Genomic DNA, 12,758 nt, shown 5'->3' on the forward strand with positions numbered 1-12,758 from the left:
CGGCCGCCCGTCAGCCCCGCCGAAGGACGCATTAGCGTGGGCGGCATGCGATTCGACGTGCTGGGCCCGCTGAAGGTGACGACGGACGACGGCGCCGGCGTCGCCGTGCCCGAGCCCAAGGTGCGTGCCCTGCTGGCCTGTCTCCTGGTGCACCACGGGCGGCCGGTCGCCGTGGACCGGCTGATCGACGACCTGTGGGGCGATGGCCCTTTGCCCGGCAACCCCGTCAACGCCCTGCAGACCAAGGTGTCCCAGCTCCGCGGAACGCTGGACAAGGCCGAACCCGGAGCCCGCACGCTGGTGGTGTACGGTCCCGCGGGCTACACCCTGCGCGTCCCCGACGAGGCGGTGGACGCCGCCCGGTTCGCCGCACTGGCCACCACGGCCCGTGCCACCAGCGAGACGCGTGCGAAGGTGAAGCTGCTCGCGGAAGCCCTGGGTCTGTGGCGTGGGGAGGCGTATGCCGACTTCCGTGACGCGCGCTTCGTGACGGCGGACGCCGTCAGGCTGGAGGAGCAGCGGCTGACGGCGATCGAGGAACTCGCCGAGCTGCGGCTGGAGTTGGGAGAGCACGCCGCCTTGGCCGACGAACTGGCGGGCCCAGTGGCCCTGCACCCGCTGCGGGAGCGACTGCGCGCCGCCCAGATGCGGGCCCTCTACCGGGCGGGGCGGCCGACGGAAGCACTCGACGCCTACCACGACATCAAGCAGCGGCTGGCCGACGAGCTGGGCCTCGACCCCAGTCCCGAGCTGACCGCGCTCCACCAGTCGGTCCTGGAACAGGATCCCGCGCTGGCCGCCGCACCCGCCGCGCACACGGCGCCGGTCGATGCCGACGCCGCCGCGCGCACGGTCCCGGCCGGAGTCGACGCCGTCGGGCAGCCGCCCGCCGCACCGCCCCGTACAAATCTGCCCGCGTCCGTCACCGAACTCATCGGGCGTGAAAGTGCGATCGCCCGTGTCTGTGCGCTCGCTCGCGAAGGGCGACTGGTCACGCTCACAGGTCCCGGCGGTGTCGGCAAGACGCGCCTGGCGCTGGAGGCCGCTGCACGGCTCGCGGATTCCTTCCCGGACGGAGTGTGGCTGATCGAACTCGCCTCCGTGGCGCGCGGAAGCGCGCCGGTGGCGGAGAGTGTCGCGGCGGTGCTGGGCGTACGTGACGACGCCGCCCCGTCTGGCGCGGGTCCCGAGCCAGCGGCCGGCACAGCGCCCGGCGGGAATGCCGAGCGCGTCGCCGAACGCGTCGCCGAAGCGGTCGCGGCGCGGCGGATGCTGCTGGTCCTGGACAACTGCGAGCACGTCGTCGAGCCCGTCGCCGCCCTGGCCGGTCGGCTCCTGGGCCGCGCGCCCGGTCTGCATGTCATCGCGACCAGCCAGGAACCGCTGGCCATCGCGGGCGAGGTCCTGGACGCGGTGGCGCCGTTGCCCGAGGCCGACGCCGTGAGGCTGTTCGTCTCCCGGGCGCGGGCGGCGGCACCCGGCTTCGAGCTGGACGACGGAAACGCTGAAGCCGTCGCCCTCATCTGCCGACGCCTGGACGGGATACCACTGGCCCTGGAGCTGGCCGCCACGCGGGTGCGGGCACTGGGCGTGCACTCCCTCGCCGACCGGCTGCACGACCGTTTCCGCCTGCTCAACCAGGTACGTCGCGACGCGCCCGCCCGCCAGCGGACTCTGCGCACGATGATCGACTGGAGCTGGGAGCTGCTGACCGAACCCGAGCGGAGCGTATTGCGCCGGCTGTCCGTCTTCCGGGGCGGGTTCACCCTCGACGGGGCGGAAGCCGTCTGCGCGGTCGGGGAGGTGGAGAGGGACGCGGTGCTCGACCTGATCGGACGCCTGGTGGACCGCTCGCTCGTGGTCGCCGACGGGGCGTGCTCCACGTCCGGCGAGGCCCGCTACCGGATGCTCGAATCCGTGACGGCGTACGGCGCGGAACGTCTTGACGCAACGGACGAAACCCGGCGGATACGGCTGCTGCACGCGGTCTGCTTCGCCGAGCTGACCGAGCGCGCCGAGCCGCACCTGTACGGCCGCGACCAGCGCCGGTGGCTGCGCAAGCTCGACAGCGAGGCCGCCAATGTGGCCGCCGCCGTCGACACCGCCGTGCAGGAGGGCGACGCGGCACTCGCCCTGCGCCTGGTTAACGCCATGTCGTGGTACTGGTTCCTGCGCGGGCGCCTCGGTGAGGCGTGCCGTGCGCTCGATCTGGCGCTGGGATGCGCGGGCGGGAAGGACTCCGTCCGGCAGAGCGCCCGCGCGCGACGGGAGGCCTTCGCGCTGCTCACGGGCGACGGCACGCTCGGCGGGGACAGCTCGTACGACGAGGGCCACGACGGCGCGGACGCCCGCGCCCGGTGGCTGCTGGACTTCGCCCACTGCGGCTTCGACGTCGGGGCACCGCAGGACGATCCGCTCGACGGACTGCTGGCCGAGTTCCACGCGAGCGGCGACCTCTGGGGTGTCGCGGCGGTCCACACCTCCCGCGCAACCCGTGCGGCATACCGGGGTGACCTTGCCGAGCTGCGGCGCAGCGCGCGGGAGAGCGCAGCCCTGTTCGCGGAACTCGGCGACCGCTGGGGGCACCTCAGAGCCACGGAACACCTGGGCGTACTCGCCGAGATCGCGGGTTCGTACGGGCAGGCGGCCCGCGTGCACGAGGAAGGTGTACGCAGCGCGCAGGAGCTCGAACTGTGGACCGACGTCTCCTTCCGGCTGGCGCGGCTCGGCCGCGTGGCGCTGCTGACCGGGGACGACGCGCGCGCCACCGAGTACCACGAGCGGGCGCGCCGACTGGCTGTGGAGCAGTCGCACCGGCCCGCGGAGCAGTTCGCCGAGACGGGCCTCGCCCTCAGCGCCCGCCGCCGCGGCGACTTGGACACCGCCGAGAAACATCTGCGCCCGTGGCTGGAGTGGAACCGCCGGCTCGGCGTCGATTCCGGTGCCGCGCTGATCCTCGCGCAGCTCGGTTACGTCGCCGAGCAGCGCGGCGACGCGGATGCCGCGCTCATGCTCCACCGGGAGGGCCTGGCGGCGGCCCGCAGGACGACGGACCCACGTGCGGTGGCCCTGGCGCTGGAGGGGCTGGCCGGGGCACACGCGCTGGCTGGCGCGATGACCGCGGCAGCCGAACTCCTGGGCACGGCCGAAGCGCTGCGCGCCTCGGTGAACGCCAGTCTGCCGCTGCCGGAACGCACCGACGTGGACCGGGCGGCATCGCGGGCAAGAGGGGCGCTGGGCGAGGTGGAGTTCGAGGCTGCGACCGCCCGGGGGCGGGTGCTGCCGCCGGAAGCATACGGATGACCGGACCAGGTCTGGACCGCAGACATCGGGCCGACCAATTCGGCCGGCTCGGGGTGGGTGGGGAGACTGAGAGGACCCGCCCAGAGGCCGCCCTGGCGGATCGCGCGTTGGTTGTCTGCTGACGAGATAGTGGACGAGAGCCTGAGCAGAACGCCGACGGGACGCTTCGCATGTTTCGAAGCGTCCCGTCTCCTTCAGGGCGGTGGCCCGGTCAGCGGCCGTACGATCCGGCGTACGGATCAGGCTTGCCCGTCCACGGATCGAGCCCCTGCTCCAGCCGCCGCTGGTACTCGCTCACCGTGAGGAAGACCGCCGAGCCCCTTCCCCACAACGAGAGGTCGCCGAGCGGGCACTCGTCGAACTCCGCGCGCAGCAACCGGGTGAGGAACCCCACCATGCCGCAGTCGTAACGGCTCCACAGACCCTCGTCCCGGTCCAGCACCAGCACCGGCCAGGCGTCGGGGTCCGTACCGGAGACGTCCCAGCACAGGATGTCCGCGCTGGAGTCCGCGCCCCAGGCGATCAGCCGTGGGCTCGACCCCGCCAGCTCCGGCGACTTCGCCGCGACGGCCCAGGCCTGCTCGGCGTTGGCCGTCTCGTGCTGCATGCCGCCGAACTGCGAGCGCCGGGGTCCGCCCCGGGGCTCCGGGTCCTGGACGACCAGATAGCTCTGGACCGTCCCTGGCCCGTACACCTCCATGAACCGCCGGTAGTCGGCGGGGAACTCCGTACCCCACGACTTCCGCATCCGGTCCCAGTCGACCGTGAGGTCCGGTTCGATCGCGGGTGGCATGAGCTGCTGGAGCGCCTGCCACTCGGGTGTCTCAGTCACGTGCTCCTCCTTCACGGGATCCGGTCACGGCGTGCTCCCGGTGGGAACCTGCCGACCCGTGTTCGGGTCGTTGAACATGCCGAGGTTCCGGCCCGCCAGCGTGTTGGTGATGAAGACGGGCGGGATGACGAGTCCCGGCGTGCCGTCGGGGTTCGTCCCGTAGGCACTGAGCGTGAAGCCCGTCGGCACCGTCCGGCGGCCACTGTAGCGAGGCGTCACCGTGTAGTAGACGTCCTGGCCCGCCGCGACGGCCTCCCTGACCTGGTTCTCGTAGTTCTGCATGTTGTTGGTGCCCTGCTGGGAGCCGTCCTGCGGGGCGTTCGCCCCCCGCGCGCAGGTGGCAAGGTTCTCCAGCTGGGTGCCGGAGCCGGACAGCTGCTTGCCGAGCAGGTGACAGGCGTTGATGTTCTGCTCCACCGGGTGGGCACCGAGCCAGCCCGCGGTGCGCTGCGCCCACTTGTAGCCGGGCGGCGCGACGACGGAGACGTTCGTCTTCGTCCCCGGGTTCGCCGCCAGATAGCCCTCGGTGAGACAGGCCCGTACGCCCGTGGCCCGGTTGCCGTTCGCCGCGTCCAGGTCACCGTGCTCGACCCAGCCGCCCCCGCACTTGCCTCCGCTGCTGTTGTCCGGTGTCGGCCGGGGCCCGGGCCTCGAAGTGGGCGTGGGAGAGGGCTCGGGCTCGTCCTGCCGGGCGCGGTTCACGGCGTCGCGGATGCCCTCGGCCGTGGAGGTGAGGGCGTCACCGAGGCTGTCCAGGAAGCTGGGCCGCCCCTGCACCTCGGACACCGCTTCGTCGGTGGCGACCGCCGCCACCACCGCGACGACCACGACCGCCGCGATGGGGATCGCGAAGGCCAAGTGACCGTCCAGCTCGACGCTGCTGACCGGGTTGCCGCCGGTGAACGCGTACCGGTTGCCGGTGTACGGGTCCGCGCCCAGGGACATGTCGGCGAGGGCACCGTTGTACATGTCCCGCGTGGTGAAGCGGTTCAGCCCCGGGTCGTAGTCGCGGAAGCCCATGTCGTAGGTGCCTGACTGGGCGTCCCACCGCTTGGCGTTGAAGCGGTACGGGTTGTACTCCTCCTTCGTCGGGTCGGTGGCGTCGGGCTTGTCGATGCCGGTGAACTCGGACTCGTCGTCCTTGCCGTAGGCCGTGTAGCCGTACGTCGCCTTGGTGTCGCCGCCGCTGTCTGTGACGGTCTCGACGTCGGTGTGGCCGTTGTAGCCGTAGAAGCCGTCCTCGGTCCTGCCGTCGGCGTGGTGCTTGACCTGCGACAGCCGCTCGCCCCACGGGCTGTACTGGTACGACTTGGTCAGCTCACCGGCGACCCGCTCGTCCAGTACCTCACCGGACAGCCCCAGGTAGGAGAAGTCGGTGGTCTTGCCGTCCACCGTCTTCGAGGTGGTGCGGTCCAGCGGGTCGAAGGCGTACGTGGTCGACTTCATCGCGCCGTCGGCGCCCCGCTGCTGGGACTCCACGACGTGGTCGAAGCCGTCGTACACGTTCCGCGAGACGATCTCGCCACCGGCGAGGACCGACTCCTGGCGCCCGAACGGGTCGTAGTTGAACCGGGAGGTCGCCCCGCCCGTGGTCGAGGTCAGCAGCCGGTTGCGGTCGTAGACGAACGTCGTCGACGTGCCCCGGACCGACTGGCTGACGACGTTGGAGTTGTCGTCATGGACGTAGGTCTCGGTGCCCGCGCCGTTGCCGGTCTTCACCGACTTCGCCAGCCGGTCGGCCGGGTCGTAGGTGTAGTCCGTGGTGGATTCGAGGTACGCCGCGTGGTTGTCGGCGTTCATCTTCTTCGCGGTGTCCCGCGCCTTGTTGCCGTTGGGGTCGTAGGCGTAGGTGTGCGAGGCGACCAGCGTGTTGCCGTCCGCCTTCTTCTCCACCGTGCTCTCCACGGCGCCGTCGAGGTAGTACGTGTAGTCGACGGTGTTGCCGTTGGCCTTGGTCTCCCTCAGCTTCAGACCGCGGTCGGTGTAGGTGTACGACGACACCTTCGGGTCGGTGTCCGTCGCCGACTTGCCGACGGAGACCGTCTTGACCAGTTCCCGCAGATCGTAGGTGTACTTGGAGAACTGGTCGGGGTGCGTGACCGTCTCCAGTCGGCCGTTGGCGTCATAGGTGAACGCCGTGGTCTTCGTCCGCTGGTCGGTCAGCGCCTCGGTGACCGACTTCACCTGGTTGAGCGCGTCGTGGGCCACGGAGTACGTGACCGCCTTGGCGCCCGGCGAGGTGTCGTCGATCGACGTCAGGTTGCCGTTGACGTCATAGCCGTAGGTGAAGGTGTGCTTCTCGTTGTCGGTCTCGTCGCGGGTGTCGCGGACCAGCTTCACCGCGTCGGCGACTACGACGCCGCCGCCGCTCTGCTCCAGCTTCAGCTCCGCGTCCGCGCCCTGCTTGAGGCTGTAGGAGCCCAGCGACACCCAGGTGCCGGTGTTCGCGGACTGGTCCCGGGCCACCGACGGCTCGGTGGTGGTGCCGTGGGTCAGCGTGTACTTCGCCGCGGTGGCCGCGCCCGTCACCTTCGGGTACTTCACGTACGCGGTGTACGTGCCGTCCTGGGGGATGTTGAGCTTCCAGGTGAAGGCGTCGGTGCCGGTGCCCGCCGCGTGGGTGCGGTGGTCGTAGCCCTGCTGACCGGTGCTGTCCCCCTTCGTCCAGGTGCCGGTGGCGGCGGTGTTCTGGGTGTCGGAGTTGTCGACGAGCACGACGTGCTTGCCGACCGGGACACCGTCGTCCGACTTCGACTTGAGCGCACCGTTGGGGTAGTAGTCCCACGTCATGGTGCGGTCGGCGTCGCCGCCGGCGGACGTCAGTGTGCGCTTGGTCTGCTGGCCGAGGTCGTTGTAGTCGTAGGTGGTGACGATGTCCCAGGGATCGGTGGCCGACTTCGCCCACCCGTTGTCGAAGTAGGTGAACGTGGTGTCGTTGCGGACCGTCTGCCCCTCGGACGGGGGCATGGAGGTCTTCTTGACCTGGCCGACCGCGTCGTAGACCGTCTCGGTGTAGACGTTCGGGTCGTTGTAGCGGGCGTCCGCCGGGTCGTAGGGCTGGTACTGCTTGACCGGGCGGTTCAGCGCGTCGTACTCGGTGCGCTGGGTGAACGCCTCCGTCGTCCCGGCCGCGGTGGCCCGCGGGGTCAGCACCTTGGTGGTGTTGCCGACCTCGTCGTACTCGTACTTCGTGGTCCGGTACGTGATCGGCGAGGTGCCCGAGTGCGGGATCTTGACCTCGATGGTCTTGCCGCGCTCGTCGTAGGTGACGGTGGAGGTGTTGTTCTCCGCGTCCGTGGAGGAGACGACCCGCGAGTCCTTGTCGTAAGACCGCTTCGTGGACTTCCCCGCCGCGTCGGTCACCGTGGTGATGCGGTGGTTCCAGTCGTACGCCGTCTTGGAGGTGAAGTCGCCGGGGTCCGCGGTCGCGTTCTTCTTCGGGTCGATGACCGTGACGACGTTGCCGACGCTGTCGTAGACGTACGAGATCCGGTCCCCGCCCGCGTTGACCACGGAGGTGAGCTGGTAGATCTCGTTGTAGTGGTTGGTCGTGGTGTACGAGCCCGCCACCGCACCGGCGACGTTGCCCTTCGGCTCGGTCGTCGTCTTGAGGTTGCCGACCTTGTCGTAGGTGTACGTCGTCACCCGCGGCATCGACTGGTTGTTGGCGGGAGCCGTGGCCGAGGTGACCTGGTCGGCGGCGTCGTACGACGCCTTCGACACCGCCCCGTGCGGCGCGGTGGTCTCCAGGACGTTGTCGTTCGGGTCGTACTTCGGCGCCGGAGTGGTGATCAGAACGCCGGCGTCCTGGTCCTTGGGCACCGTGCTGACCAGCGGACGCCCGTAGGTGTCGTAGGTCTGCGTGGTCTTCTTGCCCAGGGCGTCGACGACCTCGGTGACCTGGCCGCGCTCGTCGTACACGTACGACGTGGTCTTGTCGAGCGCGTCGGTGATCTTCGCCGGGTAACCGGTCGGACCGAACTCGCTGTTGGTCGTCGGGTTGCCGTTGGCGTCGGTCGCCCGGGTCAGCTGCCCGTATCCGTCGTACTCGTACGACGTGGTGTAGTCCCCGGCGGTCGCGGTGGCCACGCCCTTGGGGTCGGTGACCGTCTTCAGGTTGCCGAAGGTGTCGTACCCGAACTGCCAGGAGTGGCCCAGCGGGGACGTCTTGCGGAACAGGTCCGCGGCGAAACCGTCGGCGCGGGTGGCGTACTCGAACTTCGCCGCGTGCGCCGGGTACGAGCCGGTGCCGCAGGTGGTCGCCGGGTCCGGGGGTGTGTTGCCGTTCTCCTTGATGGACTCCGCGTCCAGCTTCCACAGCGGGTAGCCGGTCTTCTGGTCGTAGCAGAACGCGGTCTTGGCGCCGTTGTCCTCCGTCAGGAGGGTGACGTTGTTGTCCGCGTCCCAGCTCAGATCGATATTCTGCGACTTGGCGTTGACCGTCCGCACCGGCCGGGCGAAGTCGTCGGTGACGTACTTCGTCGCGTGCGCCTCGGCGTCGGTGACGGTGGTGTCCGTGAACTTGGTGTTCGTCGTGTTCGCCGCGTAGGCGAACCCGGTGTCACCGCCGAGCCGGTCGTTGATCGTCTTCGTCCACCAGTGGTACTTCGGGTCGTCGCCGGCCTGCGGGGAGTAGTACGTCAGCCGAGTGGCGTTGCCGCGCGGGTCGGTGGCCTTGACCAGCTTGACGTTCTTGTTGCCCTGGGTGGCGTCGTAGGTGAACCTGAAGACCTTGGGCTGCGCGGAGCCGTCACCGTCGGTGAACTGCCCGAGCAGGCCCTTGTCGGTGAAGAAGAAGGAGATCTTCCGGCCCGAAATGTCCTTGATGGACTTGACGTGGTCGTAGATCTTGGAGTTGGTCAGGTTGGAGCCGGTGACCCTGGCGCCGGTGTCGTCGATGTAGTCGTACGACGCGTCGCCCTTGCGGTAGTAGTCGACGGTCAGCGACTGACGGCCCGCCGGGTCCGTGATGTAGGTGAGGAACTTCGTCGGCTTGTTGTTGGACTTGCGCTCCTCGTACGTGTACGTCTGCGTGTTGCCGTTCTTGTCGACGACCGACGTCAGATAGCCGTCGCAGCCGAAGAGGAAGCGGGTGCCGTCCGGACGCAGCAGCGTCCAGGCGTCCGGAATCGGGTCCTTGTCCGGGGTGCAGTCCAGGCCCGGCTTGGCGGTGAGGCGGTAGTGGACGCCCGCGGGCGCCTTCCAGGTGCCGTCGTCCCGCTTGCGGAAGACGTGCGTGGTGCCGTCACCGTCCGGCAGGCGGATCTCGGTCGGGTGCGGGTTGGGGTGGAAGTCCAGCGGCGCGCCGAGCCGGATGGGCCCGGCGAACTGGGCGGACCAGCCCGCTCCGGTCACCGTGTCGGAGGTGTCGAGGGAGTTGTACGCGAACCTGGCGAACGTCGTCAGACCGCGACCGGGGTTGGAGAACGCGTTGTAGGACCAGACGCTGTTGCCCGCGGCCAGGTTGTTCATCACCGTGGACCCGGCTCCGGTGTTCTTGCCGGTATAGGCGTAGAACTTCTCCAGGCCCAGGGTGTTGGAGGTGGGGTCCTCGACCGCGATGTTCTGCTTCAGGCCGGGGATGCCGCCGGTCCCGGCGGAGAGCCAGGCGCCGGTGGTGGTGTTGACGAGGTCCCAGGTCAGGACGTAGTCGTTGCGCTTGTTGCCCGAGTCGCTGTTGATCGGGGTCTTCACCCGCGCCTGGAAGGTGACGGTGTCACCGGGGACAACGTCCTTGGGCAGGGCCGTGCGGACCTGGTTGCCGCCCGTGGTGGCGTCGGTGCCGTCGGGCAGCGCCCAGGTGTAGGACAGCGCCCGGTCGGTGGCCTTCCAGGCGGTGTCGGTGGTGTTGGTGAGGGTGAACTCGACCGAGTACTCCGAGTTCGGGGTCATCCGCGCCGGGGTCTTCGGCGCGTGGTAGGTGGAGGCGGTGGTCGCGTCGACGTAGGTGACCACCATGCGCGGGCGCAGCCGCTTCTCGCCCGCCTCGGAGGAGAGGAAGACGGTCCGCTCCTGCTGGACCGACTCGTCCCGCATCCTCACCAGCACGCCCTGCCCGGTGCCGGGGTTGCGCACCCAGTCCTGGACCAGGCTGGTGGCGTTCCAGTCCCGGCGGGAGGGGTCGTTGCTCATCGCCGGGACGGTGTCGGCGAGCGCGGCGCCGGCGTCACCACCGGGGGTGGTCCAGTTGGTGGTGGCGTTGGCCTTGGTCCAGGTGGCCGTGGCCTCGTCGAAGTCACGGGTCAGCGGACGCATCTCGTACACCGCGCCGGAGGTCCCGGTGGTGGTCTGCGTGCCCCACAGCCGCAAGGTGGCGTCCAGGACCCGCGCGGACGTCGGCAGACCGAGGTCGGGGAACTTCAGCGCCGCCCGGGTGGTGCCGTAGGCGGGGGAGTTGTTGCCGACCGCGAGCCAGTTCTGCGGCACACCGTCGGTGAGCGTGTCGTGCGGGGTGGCCGACTCCGTCGAGGACAGCGTGGTGTCCTGCGCCGCCTCGACGACCTTGGTGGTACGGCCCGCCTTCGGCAGCCGCACCAGCTGGGTCGGCGCCGCGGTGACCCGGCCGTCCTTGGTCTTGACGGCGACCATGTAGTAGTACGCCCGCCCGAACGGGTCCGAGCTGTCGGCCGCGGTCGGGGTGGCGGAGGTGTCCGTGTAGGAGGTGGTGTTCGAGGCCACGGGCGCGACCAGGGTCGCGGCGGACGGGGTGAACGTCTGGAACACCGAGCGGTGGACCTGGTACTCGACGATGTCGTCAGCGGTGGTGGCCGAGGACGGGTCGGTGTAGGCCGACCACTTCAGCTCCGCGCCGGTGTCGTGGATCGTCGTCGGCGGGTCCAGCTCGACGCCGGGCCGGCCGTAGGTGAGGACCAGGCGCGGGTAGTTGGCCGTCTCCCCGTTGTAGGCGAACTCGCTGCCCTCGTAGCGGGGGCCGCCCTTGGGGCCGTCGGCGGACTCGTCGCCCGCCTTGACCACGAACCCGTGGTTGTCGTGGGTGCCGTCGATCCACTGCTGGACCGTCCTCGTCACCGGGAACGAGTGCCAGGTGTTCACCTGGGAGGGCTGCTTGGTGACCACCCCGCCCTTGGTGAACCGCACCGAGTCCGCGATCACCGCGGTGCCGGCGGACGCCGGTCCGTCACCGAGGACGACCTTGCCCACGGTGCCGGCCTTGAAGCGGTGCGTGCCCAGGGTCTTCCACACGCCCGCGGTACCCGCCGACTGGTCGACGGTGTACGTCTTGGAGCCGCCGTCGTAGGTGACCGTGTAGGGGGCGTTGGTGGCACGGTCGGCGGCGGGCACGTAGTGCGCCTCGACCTGGTACTCGCCGTCCTCCGGCAGGCTGGGCTGCCAGGTGTAGGTGTCGGCGGCGACGGTGTCCTTGTTGTAGCGGTAGTCCTGGTTGGTCGCGTACTGCGTGTACGCCGTGTTCCCCGAGACGGGCCAGGAGCCCTTCGCGGCCGTGGTGCCCAGGTCACCGTCGTCGACCAGCACCGACGTGCCCGACAGCTCACCGGTCAGACCGCTGGCGTTGTTCCAGGTCGCGCTGGACTCCGACCAGGCGCCGGTGGCGCGGTGCGCCTCCAGCTGCACCTCGGTGGTGCCGGTGGTGTGGGTCTGGTCGTAGTACAGCCGCAGATCGGCCGAGTCCAGCTTCGTCCCGGCCGGGATGCTGCCGATGGGGAAGCGCAGCAGGGCGCGGGAGCTGCCCGTGGAGGTGCTGCCGACCGACAGGCGCCAGTTGTCGTCGTAGTTCGACGTCGGACCGTCCGACGAGATCATCACGTCCTGCGCCGTGGACGGCGTCGGGGCGATGGAGATCGTCGGGTCGATGGTGACCGGATACCGGCGCTCCTTGGCCGCCAGCCACTTGGTGTCCGGCGTCACGGCCAGCTTCCAGGACGAGCCGTCCCTGGTGAGCTTCTGGGCGACCTTGGTGCTGTAGCCGGTGCCGTAGGGCGACTCGCGGTCCTTCGCCGCGTCCGTCATGAACGCCGCGGGCATCACCAGCACCGGATCGGCCGACTCACCGTAGAAGGCGATCGAGCCGTCCTTGTGCGCCTTCGGCGTCAGACCGTCGGTGTCCAGCGTGAACGTGAAGGTCACCGGCCCGTCCGGGACCTCGGCCAGGACGATGTTCTCCTTCACCCGGCCCGGACCGACCTGGTACGACAGATCGGCGCCGGGGAGCGCGTCGCGGTAGGTGACGGTGTCGCCCTGGGCCACCGGCGCCAGCTTGGCGGCCCCGGGCAGACCGACCGTCACGGCGTGCCCGTCCGCGGACTCCACCCGCAGCAGGCGCTCTGCGTCCGAGCCGAACCAGCTCCGCGTCGCGTTGCTGGTGTTGGCGAACTCGAATCCCTTACGGCCGCTTTCCTCGACCGTGGGGTCGATGTCCTTCCACGACTTCCCGGAACGGTAGGCGGTGGGGGTGGCCGAAACCTCCGCCTGTACGCGTCCGTCGGAAAGCTGCCAGAACCGGGCGTTCGCGGTGCGCCGCCCGGCCAGTTCCTTGACACGCTTCACCTTCGGCGCGTTCTTGCCCTGGGGCAGTTTCTGCCGGTCGGCTATCCCGGCCTCGTTGTGCGAGGGCGGTTCGGCGTCTTCGCCGCCGTCCTCGCCG

Annotated in this window: 3 protein-coding genes; 1 reads left to right on the top strand and 2 read right to left on the bottom strand. The window is 69.9% G+C overall.

Annotation, left to right across the window (positions count from 1 at the left end; all coding sequences use genetic code 11):
- Positions 1 to 45 precede the first annotated feature (45 nt).
- The gene (locus CCN42_RS20475) at positions 46 to 3,303 is read left to right on the top strand and encodes an AfsR/SARP family transcriptional regulator (protein WP_086737660.1); all 3,258 of its coding nucleotides are present in this window, start codon (positions 46 to 48) and stop codon (positions 3,301 to 3,303) included.
- A gap of 211 nt (positions 3,304 to 3,514) precedes the next feature.
- On the opposite strand, the gene CCN42_RS20480 is transcribed toward CCN42_RS20475, so the two are convergent.
- Positions 3,515 to 4,135, bottom strand: a complete 621-nt coding sequence (locus CCN42_RS20480; RefSeq protein ID WP_143661966.1) for a hypothetical protein — start codon at positions 4,133 to 4,135, stop codon at positions 3,515 to 3,517.
- Between the two features lie 24 nt (positions 4,136 to 4,159).
- A partial coding sequence (locus CCN42_RS20485) for a golvesin C-terminal-like domain-containing protein (protein ID WP_086737656.1) occupies positions 4,160 to 12,758 on the bottom strand: 8,599 nt, incomplete at its 5' end.

Source organism: Streptomyces glaucescens (assembly GCF_002154375.1).
Lineage (GTDB): Bacteria > Actinomycetota > Actinomycetes > Streptomycetales > Streptomycetaceae > Streptomyces > Streptomyces glaucescens.

Excerpts from the sequence above, each read along its gene's own strand:
- CCN42_RS20475 (WP_086737660.1), top strand. The coding sequence starts at position 46 with ATGCGATTCGACGTGCTGGGCCCGCTGAAGGTGACGACGGACGACGGC.